We start from the raw sequence: 17,306 nt of genomic DNA on the forward strand, positions 1-17,306 counted from the left end.
GCGGCATGCTAGCGCCGGTATCTCTATGCGCACCAGGTTGCGAACAGCGCAACTTGCGAAGTTCTGCACCAAGCCCGTGACCTGCACAGTGGCGGCTAAGTTTATCGCCCGTATAGTTGCGTTGTGAGCAACTACCATCCAGATACCGAAACGACAAGTGCGCCGACCGGTGGGGTGCAGTCCGTGGACCGCGCCATCACCGTGCTGGAGATCCTGGCCCGGCGCGGCGAGGCCGGCGTCAGCGAGGTGGCCGCCGAGATCGATGTCCACAAGTCCACGGCGTTCCGGCTGCTCGGCGCCCTGGAGGCGCGGGGTCTGGTGGAGCAGGCGGGCGAGCGCGGCAAGTACCGCCTTGGTTTCGGCCTCGTTCGTCTGGCCGGCGCGGTCACCGGGCGCATCGACATCACTCAGCAGAGCCGCCCGGTCTGCGAGCGCCTCGCCCAGGAGATCGGCGAGACCGTGAATCTCGCCGTGAAGCAGGAGCACTACGCGATCAACCTGTACCAGGTGCGCGGTCCGGGTGCCATCACGGCGTTCAACTGGGTCGGCCAGCTGACTCCGCTGCACGCCACCTCCAGCGGCAAGATCCTGCTGGCCCACATGCCCGCGAAGGAGCGCGCCACGCTGCTGTCGGAGGCCGGCCTGAAGAAGATGACGCCCCGCACCCTGACCGCGAAGACCAAGCTGGAGAAGAACCTCGCCGAGGCTCTTGAGCGGGGCTACTCCTGGACCCTGGAGGAGTTCGAGGTAGGTCTGCACGCCATGGCCGCGCCGGTCCGCAACCGGGACGGAGAGGTCATCGCGGCGCTCAGCGCCTCCGGTCCCGCGTACCGCCTCACCGAGGACCGTATGTACGACCTCGCTCCGGTGCTGGTCAAGGGCGCGGACGAGATCAGCCATCGGATGGGTTACCTGGGCTGAGCCCGCGAAGCTGTTCGACCGCGTCAATCGGCAGGACTTCGACGCGTGCGAGCGCTGTCAGCCCGCGATGAACTCCCGACTGTAAGCCGAGGGCGGAGTTCTCGTACCGAGTGAGCACCACACACTGACCCGCTGACGTCCTTTCCGCTCTCGACGACGTGCTTGAGATAGACCTCGGAGCCGAACTCCGCGCCGTGTCCCACGCAGTACTGCCGCCACGAGTTTGCCCGTCAGGTCGAGCGTCCAGGCGCTTCCGGCAGACCGGTCGAGGTCACACCGCACTCCTCGGGAAACGTCGTGGATCGGGCATGCACGCGCCGGGACGAGCCATACCGGGCCTCGTCGGGTAAGGGAGCAGCGCCACCGCAGCGCGCGACAGCGGCTGGGAGAGCGCGGTCTACGACATGGTCAGGACGGCGTGGCCGCGAGGTGCTTGCGCCAGCGCATGAACAGCCGCGGCTGGTTCATCCCGAGCACGGCGACCGGGTGCCCGGCACGCCGGTAGACGGCCAGGACGTTGCGGTCCTCGGCGGCGCCTTCCTCGATGGTCACGCTGTCGGCGCGGGTCGCGTTGCCGGCGAACTGGATCTTCACGCCGTACTGGTCGGACCAGAAGTACGGCGGCCGGGGTACGCCCGGTTCGGACTCGCCCCAGGACAGCAGCGCGGCCACGGCAGCGTCGGGGCGTTCCCGGGCGCCGGTCCAGTGCTCCACGCGGCGGTGGGTGCCCGAGCGCGGGTCGTACCAGGAAGCGCAGTCCCCGACCGCGACCACTCCGGCGAGGCTGGTACGGCCGTCCGCACCGCACTTGACCCCGTCGTCGAGTGCGACGCCGGATCCTTCCAGCCACTCGACGCAGGGACGGGCCCCGACACCCACGACGACGATGTCGGCGGGGATGCTCCGGCCGTCCTCCAGCAGGACGGCGTCGACACGGCTCTCGCCGCTCAGCCCCTTGACGCCCACGCCGCACAACAGGCGCACGCCGTGGTCCGCGTGGAGGGCGGAGACGATGCTTCCCATGGTCGCGCCGAGTGGTGCGGCCAGTGGTGCCGGCGCCGCCTCGACGATGGTCACGTCGAGGCCGAGGGCGTAGGCGGTGGAGGCGACCTCGGCGCCGATGAAGCCGCCGCCGATCACGACCAGGCGTCCGCCCCGGGCCAGTTCGTCCCGCAGGGCGCGGGCGTCGTCCAGTGTGCGCAGGGTGTGCACACCGGCCAGTCCGTCCATGCCGGGCAGGGTCCGGGCGGTGGCGCCGGTGGCGATGACGATGCCGTCGGCCCTCACCTCCCGGCCGTCGGTGAGCCGCACGGCGCGGGGCGTGGTGTCGAGTGCGGCGGCGCGGGCTCCGAGCAGCCACTCCGCTTGCAGGTCCTCGTCGTCCGGCTCCAGCGCGAGATCGGCTTCGCCGACTCCACCGGCCAGGAACTCCTTGGACAGGGGCGGCCTGTCGTACGGGCGGTGGGGTTCGTCGCCGATCACGACGAGCCGTCCGTCGTACCCCCGCTTGCGCAACGAGCGCGCCGCCGACAGACCGGCCAGCGACGCGCCCACCACGGCCACCGTCCTCACGCGACGCCCCCGGCGAGCCGGGCGGCGATGCAGGGAGGCAGGTTCGGGGCTGCCGTGGACAGCCGTACGTAGATCATGCCGTCCTCGATGAAGACCTCGTGCGTGCGCACCGGGAGCTTGGCCGGCGGGGCGTCGACGGCTCCGGTCTTGAGGTTGAACTTCGAGGCGTGCAGCGGGCATTCGACCTCGCATCCCTCCAGCCAGCCGTCGGCGAGCGAGGCGTCCTGGTGGGTGCATGTGTCGTCGATGGCGAAGAGCTCGCCGTCGTCGGTGTGGAACACCGAGACCGGCGGGTCGATGTCGAGCCGGTGGGCCTCGCCTCGGGGGAGATCCACGAGACGGCACGCGGGAATCATCATGACACCTCGGGTGCGTATAGCGAAACGGATTGCGGTGAACGCAACGCCAGTTTGGAGGCGTCCGCAAACCCTTGTCAAGGAGTTCAGAGGACGGTCGGTGGCCATATTTTTCGTTGCGTCATATGAAACGCCCTGCGTTATAGGAAACGCAGGTCAGGGCGGGGAACCCGTCAGAACCGGGCCTCCGGCAGCAGCGTCGCCGCGGATTCGAGACCCCAGCGGACGGTCACGTGCACCGCGTCGGCCGTCGAGGCGACGTCGTGGACGCACGCGCACCAGGCGCCCTGCGCGGCAGTCAGTGACCGAGAAAGGACTTCCGTGCCGCACCCACGAGGACCGGCCGGCCGAGCACGGCGCATTCCCGCAGGAAGAGTTCGGGCGAGCCGTGGCGACTTCGACGCGTGGGCGGGGAGCCGGACAGTACCGCCGTAGGGTGCCGGGTTGCCCGGGCGAGCAGCGCGGTCAACGCGTCGATGTCGGCGGCGGCCGGGTTGGGCAGGGTGCGTGGAGCACCCGGCAGAGGTCGGCCTGGTAGACGTCGGCCGCCGCGGGCACGGCGGTTCGTCCAGGGGAGGGCCGACGGCCGGGGTGGGTCGTGCCCACGGGGCGCGTTCGGCCCTCGCTCGACACGAGGAACCGAGCGCGTTCGGCCACCCCGGCCGGGTAGGACGGCGCTTGTTCACCAGCCGCGGGCGGCCCACTCCTCCAGGTGCGGGGCTTCCGCCTCGATGGTGGTCGTGTCGCCGTGTCCGGTGTGGACGACCGTCGCGCCCGGGAGCGTCAGCAGCCGGTCACCGATCGACGTGATGATCGTGCCGAAGTCGCTGTACGAGCGCCCGGTCGCGCCGGGCCCGCCCGCGAACAGGGTGTCGCCGCTGAACAGCGCCCCCAGGTCGGGCGCGTACAGGCACACGGCCCCGGGTGCGTGTCCGGGCGTGTGGAGGACGCGCAGTCCGATCCCCGCCACGACGATCTCGTCGCCGCCGGAGAGCGGGCGGTCGGGCCGCCGGTTCGGGTGCGCCATCTTCCACAGCACCTGGTCGTCTGGGTGCAGCAGGACGGGTGCGCCCGTGGCGAGAGCGACGTCCGGCGCCGCGCGCACATGGTCGTCGTGGGCGTGCGTGCACACGACGGCCGACAGGCGCCGGTCACCGACGGCCTCGAGGACGGCGTCGGAGTCGTGTGCCGCGTCGATGACGACCACCTCGTCGTCGTCACCGATGATCCAGACGTTGTTGTCGACGTCCCAGGTGCCGCCGTCGAGGCTGAAGGTGCCGCTCGTGACGAGGTGTTCGATGCGCGGTGCGCCGGCCATCACAGCACCACCACGGAGCGCAGCACATCGCCGCCGTGCATCTTCTCGAAGGCCTCCTCCACGTCACCGAGTCCGATGGTCTCGGAGACGAACGCGTCCAGGTCGAACCGGCCTCCCAGATACAGGTCGATGAGGGCCGGGAAGTCGCGCGAGGGCAGGCAGTCGCCGTACCAGCTGGACTTCAGTGAGCCGCCGCGCCCGAAGACGTCGAGCAGCGGCAGTTCCACCTTCATCTCGGGGGTGGGCACCCCGACCAGCACGACCGTACCGGCCAAGTCCCGGGCGTAGAAGGCCTGCTGGTAGGTCTCGGGGCGGCCGACCGCCTCGACGACGACGTCCGCGCCGAACCCTCCGGTGAGTTCGCGCACCGCCGCCACGACGTCGCCCTTCGAGCCGTCGACGGTGTGGGTGGCCCCCATGGCCATGGCGCGGTCCAGTTTGCGCTGGTCGATGTCGACGGCTATGACCTTGCTCGCGCCGGCGAGCCGTGCTCCCGCGACGGCGGCCATTCCGACACCGCCGCAGCCGATGACGGCGACGGAGTCCCCTCGTCCGACGGCACCGGTGTTCACGGCGGCACCGAAGCCCGCCATGACGCCGCATCCGAGCAGACCGGCTGCCGCCGCCGTGGCCGCCGGGTCCACCTTGGTGCACTGTCCGGCCGCGACCAGTGTCTTCTCCGCGAAGGCGCCGATGCCGAGGGCGGGCGAGAGCGGGGTGCCGTCGAGCAGCGTCATCGGCTGCGTCGCGTTGTGGGTGGCGAAGCAGTACCAGGGCTTGCCCTTGCTGCACGCCCGGCACTGGCCGCACACCGCCCGCCAGTTGAGGATGACGAAGTCACCGGGCTCGACGCCGGTGACTCCCTCCCCCACCGCCTCGACCCGACCGGCCGCCTCGTGCCCCAGCAGGAAGGGGAATTCGTCGTTGATCCCCCCCTCGCGGTAGTGGAGGTCGGTATGGCAGACACCGCACGCCTCGACCTTGACCAGGGCCTCACCCGGACCGGGGTCGGGCACGACGATCGTCTCGACGGAAACCGGTGCGCCCTTCTTCCGGGCGACGACGGCACGAACCTCGTGAGCCATGAGCTGCTCCTCAGACGGGAAACACGCGCGCGTGTGTTGCCTCATTCGATACACGCACCGCTATACGCAACCGAGCATCGGGGAGGAGAACACCGAGGGTCAAGGGGTCGGCGGGAACCGGACCGACGCGCTCTGGGCGATTCGCTGGTCCGGCCGGCTCAGCCCGCGGGCTGCGAGTCCGACACGACCTCGGCCTGCCGCACACCGGGACCCGGCCGCGGCTCCGGCTCGCCGTCGGCGTCGGCGGCGCTCTCCTGTTCACGCACCGGCTTCGGCTCTTCAGCCGGCTCGGCACGCAGCGCCTTCACCAGGGAGACGCACAGACCGATCATCACGAAGAGGAACGGGAACGCGGCGATGATCGCCACCTGTTTGACCGCCTCCAGACCGCCCGCCATCAGCAGCACAGCCGCGACCAGACCGGTCAGCGCGCCCCAGAGGATCACGACGGGGCGTCCGGGGCTCATACTGCCCCGGCAGGAGAGCATGCCCAGCACCACGGAGGCGGCGTCGGCGCCGCTGACGAAGAACAGACCGACCAGCACGATGACCAGGACCGAGGTGATGGAGAACCAGGGAAGGTGCCGCAGGGTGGCGAACAGACCCGCTTCCTCGCCCTGGGCGACCGCCGAGGCCAGATCGGCGCCGTGCATCTGCTGGTTCAGCGCGGTACCGCCGAGGATGGCGAACCATACGACACTCACCAGGCTCGGCGCGATGATCACACCGACGATGAACTCCCGGATGGTCCGGCCGCGGGAGATGCGCGCGATGAAAGTCCCGACGAACGGCGTCCAGGAGATCCACCACGCCCAGTAGAAGACCGTCCAGCCGGAGAGCCACTCGCCGCCGCCGAAGGCACCCGTCGTGAAGCTCATCTTCGGAAGCGAGGCCAGATAGCCGCCCAGCGCCTCGGTCTGGCTCTCCAGGATGAACACCGTGGGGCCCACGACGAAGACGAACAGCAGGAGTGCCGCGGCAAGGATCATGTTGCCGTTGCCCAGCCACTGGATGCCGCGGTGCACTCCGGAGAGGGCGGAGAGCACGAAAAGGACAGTGAGGATCGCGATGATCGAGACGGCCAGTGCCGTGGAGTCGGGCACGCCCCAGAGTTCCTTCAGCCCCCTGTTGACCTGCAGGGCACCCAGCCCGAGGGAGACGGCGGAACCGAAGAGGGTGGCGAAGATCGCCAGAATGTCGATGGACTTGCCCAGCGGCCCGTCCACCAGATCACCGAGCAGCGGGCGGAAGGCGGAGCTGATCAGGCTGTTGCCGCTCTTGCGGAATCCGAAGTAGGCGAGCGCGAGGCCGGCCACCGCGTACATCGCCCAGGGGTGGATGGCCCAGTGGAAGTACGAGTACTCCAGCGCCAGACGGGCCGCGTCCTGGCTGCCCGCCTTCGCTGAACCCGGCGGCGGGCTGGACATATGCATGATCGGTTCGCTCGCCCCGTAGAACATCAGGCCGATGCCCATACCGGCGCTGAACATCATCGCCACCCATGAGGCGGTGCTGAACTCCGGTCGCTCGCCGTCCCGTCCGAGCCGGATGGAGCCGAACCGGCTGAACGCGAGGACCGCCGCCAGCAGCACGAAGCCGGAACTCGTCAGGATGAAGAGCCAGCCGAAGCTGTCGATGATCAGGTTCAGCGTCGTCTCGGCGACGGAGGTGAGATTGTCGGTGAAGAACACTCCCCAGGCCACGAAGAGGGCGGACAGCGTGACGGACACATAGAGGACAGCCGGATCAACCCGTGCGAGGGCGGATGTCGTTTTCTTCGTCGTCGCGGTACTCATCCGAAGCATTCCGACGGGGAACGGGGGCGGCGGGTCTGCGTCAGCATCCCTGCGACGGCACACGCCCGGCGGTGCACACCACGCAACCGGGCGCTCGATGTGCAACACAGTTCCCGCCGCGCACCGGTGCGTCAACCCCCCCCATACACCGACCGTTCTCGCCGGGTGTCCACGTCGGACCAGCGGCTACGACCCCGGCCACGGAAACACCGTGACCGGGGCCCCGGGATCAGCTATCGCGGAAGCCGCCGGCCCGCCGCTAGTTCCGGTAGCGGAACACGATCCGGCCGCGCGTCAGGTCGTACGGCGGGAGCTCCACCAGCACACGGTCCTCCAGCACGATCTTGATGTAGTTCTTGCGGATCTTCCCGCTGATGTGCGCGAGCACCTGGTGGCCGTTCTCGAGCTCCACGGTGAACATGGCGCTGCGCAGGCACTCGACGACCTTGCCCTCGACTTCGATGACGTTCTTGTTCTTCGTCATCGCACCAGCTCCAGGTTGCTGCTCATCGGCCGGGCCCCGATGCCCTCGAACAGCGCCGAGGCAGCTTGGTTGGACTCGTCGACTTCGGTCCAGGCCGCGGCCGACCCAGAGCGGTGCAGCGTCCCCAGCGCGTGGGCCAGCAGCGCCCGCGCGATGCCACGGCGCTGCTCGCCGGCCCGGACCGCGACCAGCCCGATGCGCGGCCGCTTCACCGACACCACCCGGATCAAACCCAGGTAACGGTCCGGCGCCGCGGCCACCGCGTACTGGGACGGGTCGACGATGGTGTCGTCTTCGGTGCGGGCAATCACCTCGGCGGGCATCGACTGCCACCCGACGGTCGCCTCGACTTCGTCACGGATCGCGCGGTCCACCGCCCGCAGCAGACTCTCGTCCGCCCGGCCTTCCGGCACGATCGTCACGCCCGAAGGCGGAAGGACCGCTTCGAGCCCTGTGACCCCCGGATCGGTCGGCACGACGTACTCCCACTCACGGCGCCGGACCGTGAACCCGGCCCGCCGCCAGCCGGCCGTCAGCTCGGCGTCGGCTTCGTCGACCACCGTGTACAGCGGTGTCGGCAGTTCCGCCAGCATCGCCTCGGCGAGCCGGGCGAAGGTGGCGTCGCGCCAGGCGTCGATGCTGACGAACAAGCGGCCGTCGGGCCGGTGTACCGCATGCCCGCGGCCGACCACCAGGTCGTCATCCAGTGCATGCCATTGCCTGTCCGCGACACGCGTGATCACCACCGCGTTCTCGCCCAGGCCGGATGTGAAAGGCTTTGTGTTCATCGGAGTCCCCTTCCAGGAGAGCCTCGATCTCAGGCGCTCCTGGCGACACCGAACGTCAGCCGCCGGACCGTGACGGGTTGAGGGAGCACCCACGGGTAACTGTGTTCACGGGGCTCACCTCCATACGACGACTTCACGGTCCACCACGAAATTAGCAGCGGGGTGCCGACTCGCTCCAATCATTTCCCGTGCGCTGACAGTGCGGCTCATGTGGGACACGTGCCTGCTGTGGATGCGCCGAGCCAAGGCAGCCCTCTCCAGTCACGCTGACCCTTCCTTGTTCACCGAACTGTTCCACTGCCCTGTGCGATTCGCCGCCGCCGAGAACCGCAGGGATGTCTGGGGACCCCGGGTCGCAGTGCCACGGCAGCGGGGCTGCCCAGGTGGGCGCCCCGCCGCGGTGTCGATGCCGGTCAGTCGGCCGGGGTCAGTGCGACCTCGGCGCTGCCCGAGAGGGACGGCAGGCCGTCCGGGGGCGTGTCCGTGTAGGTGGCGTTGAAGACCGCCTTGAGGTTGTCCGAACCGGAGTGACCGCCGTCCACGAACGTCTTGAACGATCCGGAGCAGCCGTTGCTCGTCGACAGCGGGTGGCCGTGCGAGTCGTGGCCGAGGATGAACGAGACGCTGACCTTCGAGCAGTCCACCGGCTGGTCATCGGTGACGGCGACCTGCCAGGTGACCGTGTCACCCCAGTGGAACGGCGTGCCGCCGTGCGGAGCCGGGTCGGTGGTGAGTGAGACGACCGGCGCCTTGTTGCCGACGACGACGGGAACGGACGCGGAGGCCGAGCGCCCGGTGCTGTCGGTGACCTTCAGCGTGGCGTCGTAGACGCCGTTCTTGGTGAACGTGTGCCTCGGGTTCGGCTCCCTGGAGTCCACGGTGCCGTCGGCGTCGAAGTCCCAGGCGTAGCGGAGGGCGTCACCGTCGGCGTCCTTAGTGCCTGCGCTGGAGAGCTGGACCGTCAGCGGGCTGGTGCCGTTGACCACGTCCGCGGCGACCTTGGGCTCCGGGGTGCGGTTGCCCCGGGTGAAGTCGATGCGGGAGAGCTGGGCCTCGGGCAGTTCCGCGAAGTACCCGGTGCCGTACTCGAGGACGTACAGCGCGCCGTCCGGGCCGAATTCGGCGTCGATCGGGCCATCCGTCTTGATCGAGGGGATCGCGTCCTCGATCTTCTGGACCTCGTTCTTCTTTCCGAGGGTGATGGCCTTCATCTGGTCGCGGGTCCACTCGTAGAAGAGCGGCTTGCCGTCGAAGTACTGGGGCCAGCGGTTCTGGGCCTTGTTCCGCTGGTCGTAGCGGTACGCCGGGCCGCCCATGGGGCCGATGCCGCCCGTGCCGAGTTCGGGGAACTCCGGGGTGGCCCCGTATCCGTAGACGATCTCCGCGTCCGTGACCGGTGGCAGCGTGCTGCGGCCGGTGTTGTGGCGCGAGTCGTTGACCGGCTTGGCGCAGTTGAACGCGCCGCTGGAGGTCTTGGTGGCGAAGTCGTAGTCCTGGTACGGCTGGTCCTGAGTCACGCAGAACGGCCAGCCGTAGTTGGCGGGGCGGTCGATGACCATCCAGCGCCCCTGGCCGGCGGGCCCGCGGTCGGGTTTGGCGGTGTTGGCGTCGGGTGAGTAGTCGCCGACGTAGACCTCGCCCGTCTTGTCGTCCACCCCGAAGCGGAACGGGTTGCGCAGACCCATGGCGTAGATCTCCGGGCGGGTCTTCGGGGTGCCCGGCGCGAAGAGGTTGCCGTCCGGTATCGCGTAGCCGCCGTCGCGCTTGACCTTGACGCGCAGGACCTTGCCGCGCAGGTCGTTGGTGTTGCCCGAGGTGCGCCTCGCGTCGTAGGCCGGGTTGCGGTCGGGTCGGTCGTCGAGGGGGGCGTAGCCGTCGGAGGAGAACGGGTTGGAGTCGTCGCCGGTCGACAGGAACAGGTTGCCCTTGTGGTCGAAGTCGATCTTTCCGCCGACATGGCAGCAAAGGCCACGGTCGGCCGGCACGTCGAGGATCTTCTGCTCGGTGGCGTAGTCGAGCTTGTTGCCCTCGAGCTTGAACCGCGACAGCCGTGTGACGCCCTTGTACTTGGCGAAGTCCTCGGCCTTGCCGGACTGCGGTGCGTCCCCTTCGTTGACACCCGGGGTGGCCGGGTCGTCCATGGGGGTGTCGAGGCGCGGCGAGTAGTAGAGGTAGACCCAGTGGTTCTTGGCGAAGCCGGGATCGACGGCGATGCCCTGCACGCCCTCTTCGTCGTGCTGGTAGAGCCCGGCGGGGCTCTTCTTCATGTCGGCGGCAAGGAAGTTCACGCCGCTCTTGGGGTCGTGGATGCGGACCTCTCCGGTGCGCGCCGTGTGCAGCACCCGCCGGTCGGGCAGGACGGCCAGGGCCATGGGCTCGCCCGGGCGGTCGTTGAGGGTGACCTTCTGGAAGTCCGACGAAGCCGGCGGCATGGGATCTGACTTGGCGGCTTGGGCTGCGGGGAGAGGCAGGAGCCCTACGGCTCCGGCCAACGCAGCCGCCCCCACGAGGGTGACGATCCGTCTGTTGCGCACTCAGAACTCCTTTGGTCCGGCCAGCGGAATGCCAGGCGAAATGCGTGAGTTGGACGCTAGGGCGCCCACTTTCAACTCGTCAAGGACAAAGTTCCAATCTCCTCAAGGAAAGTTCGCCCTTGCCTGTGGTGCCTTTTCGGGCACCCCTGAGAGGCCCGCCCCGCGCCAGGACGCCGGGCGGGCGCTACACATGACGCTCTGTCAGTTACGGGCGCGCAGGGCCGCGAGGTTGTCGTAGCCGACCCGGGCGAACTCCAGGGACTGACCGGGAACGCTCGCGCTCGGCGCGGTGTCCTGCTCGACCATCGGGTTGTGGTAGTTCTTCGCACCCACCCGGGTGAAGAACTTCCGGTAGTCGATGTCGCCCGTGCCGAACGGCACCATGTCGTAGCCCAGGCCGCTCTGCGGGTTGACCACGCCGTCCTTCGCGTGGAAGAGCGGGAAGCGGTTGGTGTTGCGGACCACGAGTCCGGCCGGGTCAAAAACGCGCTCACGCTGCGAGCCGTCGTGGGCGGTGTACGTGTGGAACTTGTACTGGGCCACGTGCGCCCAGAAGACGTCCAGCTCCAGATAGACGCTCTTGGGGTCCGTCACCTTCAGGAAGTACTCCAGCTTCCGGATACCGGAGCTGCGGGTCGGCCGGCCCTGGGCGTCGAGCGGGCCGCCGTCGAGCAGGAAGTCGTAGGCGCTGTCGTGGTTATGGGTGTAGAGCTTGATGCCTTCACGGCGGGCGATGGCGCCCAGCGTGTTCCACTTCTGCGCGGCGACGTCCCAGTCGGCCCGGTAGGGGGTGCCGGTGGGGTCGCCGCCGGTCCCCATGTGCTCCATGCCAAGGATGTTGGCGATCTCCAGGTACCGCTTGAAGGCGTCACGGTCGGACGGAGTCAGCGGCCAGGACGGGGGGATGAAGCCGTGGCTGCCCTGCGCCCGCAGGCCGTACGCGTCGAGCCAGGAGCGCAGCAGCTTCGCGCCCTGGACGGTGCCCAGATCGGCGCCTCCCGGCGCGCCTGCGTGCTGGCCGTAGCCGGCGAACTCCACCTGGCGGTAGCCGAAGCGCGCCAGCTGCTTGAACACCTCGCGGAAACCGGAGGGCAGATCGGAGGCCAACGGGTCGCGGCCGACCGCGTCACGCACGGTGTAGAGGATGATGCCGCGCTTGTGCGGCGGGACCAGAGCGGAACGCCCACCGTCATGGCCGGCGGCTTCCGCTGTGTCCTGCGCCAGGGCGGGCGCGGCGCCGAAGACCGGGGCGGCCACAGCCGCGGCGGTGGCGGCCGTGCAGGTGCTGAGGAAACGGCGGCGGCTGACGCCGAGTGCGCGGCGCAGTGCGTCGCCGGTGACGGCTTCGTCGTTGAACGCGGTCACAGTGAACTCTCTTTCGTTGTCGCGGTGCTGCGGGTGCCCGACGGCTACCGCCTCAGGAGAGGCCGGCGAGCCGCAGAAGCTGGGACTTCACTTCGGTGGCCGCTACACGGCCGGATACGGCGCGGGGGGTGGAGACCAGGACGAGCGGACCTTCTTCGTCGCTCATGGGAAGGCGGCCGTGGCTGCCGCGTACGGGTGAGGCGTCCAGGGGTACGACGGCGAGCCGATAGCGCATGCCGAGCTTCTTGCGGGCCACTGGACAGGTTCGCCTGCCAGCCGGAGGCCGCCAACGCCTTGAGGCGGGGCATGTGGTCCAGGAGACGGGGGGTGAGGCCGACCACGTCGAGGACCAGGAGCGGCGTGGGGCGGGGGCTCATGGCAGCTCCTTCAGGCCGAGACCCGTCAACAGGTCACGGGCGAGGGTCAGTTAGGCGGCGATGCCCTCGACGAGCTGGGTCCTGGTGCGGGGGCGCAGCTCGGGGCGGTGCGCGTGCGGCGTCCTTGGCGAGCCACAGGCCGATGCCCAGGCGGTCGCGTCCCAGGCTTTTGCGGACCGGCTCGCAGTGGTCGCGGAGCTGGGCGAGGATGCCGTCGAGGGTTTCGGCGGGGTGGACGTTGGTGCAGTAGGCGAGATGGACGGTGGAGCCGTCGGGGTGGCGGAAGCGCATGCCCTACTCGCCCCCGCGCAGGATGGAGTTGCCCTCGTGCAGGCCCTCCGCCTCCGGGACGTCGAGCCGCAGACGGCCGCTGAGTCCGTAGAAGGCGGCCGGGTTGCGCCACAGCACCTGGTCGACGTCGTCCTCGCCGAAGCCGGCCGCGAGCATGGCGTCGGCGACCTCGCGGGTCTTCAGCGGGTCGCTCTTGCCCCAGTCGGCGGCCGAGTTGACGAGGACCTTCTCCGTTCCGTACGTCCTCAGGATCTCGACCATGCGGTCCTCGTCCATCTTGGTGTCCGGCGAGGGCGTCACCGGGCACGGTGAACAGCGCGGAGACACGGAGCAGTTCGGCCCAGTCCCGCAGCCGCGCCCGTCGCCCGCGCCCTGGTCCTGGTCCGGCGCCCAAGGGGGCCTTGCCGTTCCCTGGTCGGGCGGGCTGCGGGACACGCACCGGGGAAGGGGCGAGGCGGGTCAGAAGGGAGCGGATCACTGCGCCTCCCGCAGGCGGTCGGCGAAGGACAGCAGCGCGGTGAACTGGTCCGAGAGACCCGACGGGCCCGCGTCGGGGTCCTTGAAGTAGAAGCCCAGTTCCGCGAGCGGGCCGGACAGGCCCGCCTCGTGGGCGCGGGCGACCAGACGGGCCAGGTCCAGGACGAGCGGTGCGGCCAGGGCCGAGTCGCAGCCCTGCCAGATGGTCTGGAGGATCATGCGCGAGCCGAGGAAGCCTTCGAAGGCGATGTGGTCCCAGGCGGTCTTCCAGTCGCCGAGCACCGGTACGTCGTCGATGTGCACCTCGCCCTGCGGCGTGTGCCCGAGGGTGTCGGTCAGGACACGCTCCTTGCCGGCGTTCTTCGCCGCGGCCGCGCCCGGGTCGGCCAGTGCCGCCCCGTCGCCTCCACCCAGCAGATTGGTGCCGGACCAGGCCCTTACCTCCATGGCGCGCTGGACGAACATCGGGGCGAGCACGGCCCGCAGCAGCGTCTGGCCGGTCTTGCCGTCACGACCCGCGTGGGGAAGTCCGCCGGCCGCGGCGGCGTCCGTGAGAGCCGGGGTGCGCAGCCCGGTGGACGGCGTGAAGTTGACGTAGGGGCAGCCGGCTCGCAGGGCGGCGGCCGCGTAGAGGGAGCTGGGCGGCAGCCGTACGGCGTCGGGTGTGGGCAGCGGCTCCGTGGAGGAGACGTTGACGACGACCACCCGTGCCAGTGCGCCCCGCACGCGGAACGCGGTGAGGTCGGCGGCGAAGTCCGCGATGAGTTCCTCGTCGCTGCGAGTGTCGCCCGGGACCGGGCCGCCGAGCCGTATCTCCTCGTCCGCGGCTTGAAGTTCGGCCCGCACGGCGGAGGCGAGCCCGTGCGGCAGGACGCCCGCCTCGGTGAGCTGTTCGGCCCGCTTGGGCAGCGGGCAGTGGGCGGTGTCGTGGCCACCGAAGACGAGTGAGGGCAGGGGCGGCAGGCCTGTGCCGTCGAACGGCGGAGTCTCGGTGACCATGCCGGTCGGCGGCTGCAATCCGGCGGTGATCGCCGCGCATCCGGCGACGGCGGTGGCGGCAACCGATCCGCGGGCTCCGACGAACCAGACACCTGTGCGTGCGGTCCGCCCGCCGATCTGGGGCTCCGGTGCCGTCTGGGGCTCCGATGCGTTCCCGTCGTTGTTCACGGGCTGCCTCCCTGCCATGTCGATGTTCCGATGTGGTTGGAGGACGGTGGGCGGGGGCGCGAGTGCCTCCCGCCCTCCGTCGGCATGTGGGCGGCTTTGGCCGCGACCAGGAGAGCTGCTCCGTGGTGGGCGCGGTTACGGCGTGCGAGGGGCGGCAAAAGACCGCCGGTGAGAAATGCGGGCTACCTGAGGGGACTTGGCCCTGCGCTGCGGAGGGCCTTCCTCCGTAGGCCGGTCAAGCGAGCGGCGCGCCGTGCGACCTGAACACGCCGTCAATCTCGAACCACTGTGTGGTGCCTGTGCACGAAGGGACCGTAGCCCCGTTCGTCCTTGGCCGGAACCCCTTGCGCACGAGGACGGCGAACTTCTTCCCGGGTCAGGACAAAGCCGTTTCAGGGCAGCCCGGACCAGCCCGGCGGCTCTCCGCCCCCGGGCAAGGCCCCCTTACGGCGCAGCTCCTAGTTGTCGCCGCCTCCGAAGGCGGCGTCGAAGGACGCCGAAGGCGGGTCGAAGTCGAATCGCTTCAGATGGGCGAGTGCTTCCGGCGCACCTACGAGGCGGTCCATGCCGGCGTCCTCCCACTCCACGGAGATCGGTCCGTCGTAGCGGATCGAACGCAGCATCCGGAACACGTCCTCCCAGGGAACGTCACCGTGTCCGGCGGAGACGAAGTCCCAACCGCGCCGCGGGTCACCCCAGGGCAGATGGGAGCCGAGCCGCCCGTTGCGCCCGTCCAGCCGCTTACGGGCCTCCTTGCAGTCGACGTGGTAGATACGGTCCCGGAAGTCGTAGAGAAAACCGACCGGGTCCAGGTCCTGCCAGACGAAGTGGCTGGGGTCGAAGTTGAGTCCGAAGGCCGGCCGGTTGTCCACCGCCTCCAGGGCCTGTTTGGTGGTCCAGTAGTCGTAGGCGATCTCGCTCGGATGGACCTCATGGGCGAAGCGGACGCCCTCGGCGTCGAACACGTCCAGGATCGGGTTCCAGCGCTCCGCGAAGTCCTCGTAACCGCGCTCGATCATCCGCTCCGGCACCGGCGGGAACATCGCCACCAGATGCCAGATCGACGAACCGGTGAATCCGACGACCGTGTCGACGCCGAAGGCGGCCGCGGCCCGCGCCGTGTTCGTGATCTCGGCCGCGGCACGCCTGCGTACACCTCCGGCTCCCCGTCGCCCCAGAGCCGGGCGGGCAGGATGCCCTGGTGCCGTTCGTCGATGGGGTTGTCACAGACGGCTTGGCCGACAAGGTGGTTGGAGATCGCCCAGCACTTCAGGCCGTACTTCTCCAGCAGGGCGTGCCGACCGACCAGGTAGGCCGGATCGGTCAGGGCTTTGTCGACCTCGAAGTGGTCGCCCCAGCAGGCGAGTTCGAGGCCGTCGTAGCCGAAGTCGGCGGCCAGCCGGCAGACCTCCTCCAGCGGCAGATCGGCCCACTGACCGGTGAACAGGGTGAACGGGCGTGGCATGGTGCCTCCGAGCGGGGTTCCTTGCCGGGTCTCTACCGGACGCCGGGTCTCTACCGGACTTCGGCCTCGACGGCCTGGACAGGGGTGTAGACGGAGTTCTTCTGCGCGCTCTCCTCCACCGCGGCGAGCACCCGCTGCACCTGCAGGCCGTCGGCGAACGACGGCCTCGGGTCGGTGCCGGACGCGATGGCCTCGACCAGGTCGCGGGCCTGGTGGGCGAAGGTGTGCTCGTAGCCGAGCGCGTGGCCCGGCGGCCACCAGCCCTCCAGATACGGGTGCTCGGCCTCGGTGACGTCGATCCTGCGGAACCCCGCTGTGGCGGCGGGCTCCCGATGGTCGTGGAAGGACAGCTCGTTGAGCCGCTCCAGGTCGAACGCGAGCGAACCGAACTCGCCGTTCACCTCCAGCCTCAGGGCGTTCTTGCGCCCCGACGCCGTCCGCGTCGCCTCGAACGTGGCGAGCGCCCCCGAGGCAAGCCGGCCGGTGAAGACGGCCGCGTCGTCGACCGTCACCGGCTCACGCCGGGTGCCGCCGGAGGCGGTCAGGCCGGAGGAGGCACCGTCGAGGCGGGGGCGTTCCTTGACGAAGGTCTCCATCTGGGCGGAGACCCCGACCAGCGCCTCCCCCGCCAGGTACTGGGCGAGGTCGACGATGTGCGCGCCGAGGTCGCCGAGCGCTCCCGACCCCGCGTGTTCCCGCTGCAGCCGCCACGTCAGCGGGAAGTCGGGGTCGACCAGCCAGTCCTGGAGGTAGCTGACGCGTACGTGGCGCAGCGTGCCGAGCCTGCCGTCGGCGATGAGCCGGCGAGCGTAGGTGAGGGCGGGCACGCGCCGGTAGTTGAAGCCCACCATGGCCAGCTGGCCGCGCGAGCGGGCCGCTTCGGCGGCCGTGACCATGGCCTCCGCCTCGGCGACCGAATTGGCCAGGGGCTTCTCGCACAGCACGTGCTTGCCCGCCTCCAGCGCCGCGATGGCGATCTCCGCATGGCTGTCGCCCGGTGTGCAGATGTCGACGAGTTGCACGTCGTCGCGAACTATGAGGGCGCGCCAGTCGGTCTCCGCCGCGGCCCAGCCGTGCTTGTCGGCCGCCGCCCGCACGGCGTGCGCGTCGCGGCCGGCGATCGCGGCCAGGGCCGGCCGCAGCGGCAGGTCGAACACGTGCCCTACGGTGCGCCACCCTTGTGAGTGCGCGGCGCCCATGAACGCGTAGCCGACCATGCCCACGCCGAGTGCCGGCGGTGCGGTCCGACTGTCCCTCTGTTCCATACGGATTCCTCCTCGTCGGAGTGTCAACTGACTCATCGCTGTGTT

12 protein-coding genes and 4 pseudogenes are annotated in these 17,306 nt (G+C 69.8%); 1 reads left to right on the forward strand and 15 read right to left on the reverse strand.

Going from position 1 to position 17,306, the window contains the following annotated elements:
* Window positions 1–174: 174 nt before the first annotated feature.
* Window positions 175–921: an IclR family transcriptional regulator gene (locus AC07DF_RS34065; protein ID WP_478980218.1), complete on the forward strand. Its 747-nt coding sequence runs from the start codon at window positions 175–177 to the stop codon at window positions 919–921.
* Window positions 922–1,329: 408 nt separating this feature from the next.
* Here the strand turns inward: AC07DF_RS34065 and AC07DF_RS34070 are convergent, their stop codons facing one another.
* The 15 genes and pseudogenes from AC07DF_RS34070 to AC07DF_RS34140 form a co-directional block, all read right to left on the reverse strand.
* On the reverse strand, window positions 1,330–2,493 hold the full coding sequence (locus tag AC07DF_RS34070; RefSeq protein ID WP_478980107.1) for an NAD(P)/FAD-dependent oxidoreductase: 1,164 nt from the start codon (window positions 2,491–2,493) through the stop codon (window positions 1,330–1,332).
* Entirely contained in the window at window positions 2,490–2,852 is a 363-nt protein-coding gene (locus AC07DF_RS34075; protein ID WP_382488334.1) for a bifunctional 3-phenylpropionate/cinnamic acid dioxygenase ferredoxin subunit, read from the reverse strand. The genes AC07DF_RS34070 and AC07DF_RS34075 overlap by 4 nt, the downstream gene beginning before the upstream one ends.
* 679 nt (window positions 2,853–3,531) lie before the next feature.
* Window positions 3,532–4,167, reverse strand: coding sequence for an MBL fold metallo-hydrolase (locus AC07DF_RS34080; RefSeq protein WP_478980110.1), 636 nt, complete (start codon window positions 4,165–4,167; stop codon window positions 3,532–3,534).
* On the reverse strand, window positions 4,167–5,252 hold the full coding sequence (locus tag AC07DF_RS34085; protein ID WP_478980112.1) for an S-(hydroxymethyl)mycothiol dehydrogenase: 1,086 nt from the start codon (window positions 5,250–5,252) through the stop codon (window positions 4,167–4,169). The genes AC07DF_RS34080 and AC07DF_RS34085 overlap by 1 nt, the downstream gene beginning before the upstream one ends.
* A 158-nt stretch (window positions 5,253–5,410) precedes the next feature.
* Complete coding sequence (locus tag AC07DF_RS34090) at window positions 5,411–7,048, reverse strand: BCCT family transporter (protein ID WP_478980114.1); 1,638 nt, start codon at window positions 7,046–7,048, stop codon at window positions 5,411–5,413.
* 259 nt (window positions 7,049–7,307) lie between these two features.
* On the reverse strand, window positions 7,308–7,532 hold the full coding sequence (gene infA / locus AC07DF_RS34095) for a translation initiation factor IF-1 (protein ID WP_093909198.1): 225 nt from the start codon (window positions 7,530–7,532) through the stop codon (window positions 7,308–7,310).
* Window positions 7,529–8,320, reverse strand: coding sequence for a GNAT family N-acetyltransferase (locus AC07DF_RS34100; protein WP_478980116.1), 792 nt, complete (start codon window positions 8,318–8,320; stop codon window positions 7,529–7,531). Before AC07DF_RS34100 ends, infA begins: the two co-directional genes overlap by 4 nt.
* Window positions 8,321–8,733: 413 nt before the next feature.
* On the reverse strand, window positions 8,734–10,854 hold the full coding sequence (locus AC07DF_RS34105; protein ID WP_478980118.1) for a PQQ-dependent sugar dehydrogenase: 2,121 nt from the start codon (window positions 10,852–10,854) through the stop codon (window positions 8,734–8,736).
* 201 nt (window positions 10,855–11,055) lie between these two features.
* Window positions 11,056–12,219: a sugar phosphate isomerase/epimerase family protein gene (locus AC07DF_RS34110; RefSeq protein ID WP_478980120.1), complete on the reverse strand. Its 1,164-nt coding sequence runs from the start codon at window positions 12,217–12,219 to the stop codon at window positions 11,056–11,058.
* Window positions 12,220–12,271: 52 nt separating this feature from the next.
* Window positions 12,272–12,475, reverse strand: a pseudogene (locus AC07DF_RS34115) (alkaline phosphatase family protein); the annotation flags it as partial.
* A gap of 160 nt (window positions 12,476–12,635) precedes the next feature.
* Window positions 12,636–12,887 (reverse strand): annotated as a pseudogene (locus AC07DF_RS34120) (metabolite traffic protein EboE); the annotation flags it as partial.
* 3 nt (window positions 12,888–12,890) lie between these two features.
* Window positions 12,891–13,175: pseudogene (locus AC07DF_RS34125) on the reverse strand (TatD family hydrolase); the annotation flags it as partial.
* Window positions 13,176–13,361: 186 nt separating this feature from the next.
* A complete protein-coding gene (locus AC07DF_RS34130; protein ID WP_478980122.1) occupies window positions 13,362–14,531 on the reverse strand; it encodes an inositol-3-phosphate synthase in 1,170 nt (389 codons plus the stop codon).
* Between the two features lie 458 nt (window positions 14,532–14,989).
* A pseudogene (locus tag AC07DF_RS34135) lies at window positions 14,990–15,996 on the reverse strand (sugar phosphate isomerase/epimerase family protein).
* A 50-nt stretch (window positions 15,997–16,046) separates the two neighbouring features.
* Window positions 16,047–17,261: a Gfo/Idh/MocA family protein gene (locus AC07DF_RS34140; RefSeq protein WP_478980124.1), complete on the reverse strand. Its 1,215-nt coding sequence runs from the start codon at window positions 17,259–17,261 to the stop codon at window positions 16,047–16,049.
* Between the last annotated feature and the right edge of the window lie 45 nt (window positions 17,262–17,306).

The sequence above is a fragment of the Streptomyces sp. NPDC044719 genome, from assembly GCF_056433405.1.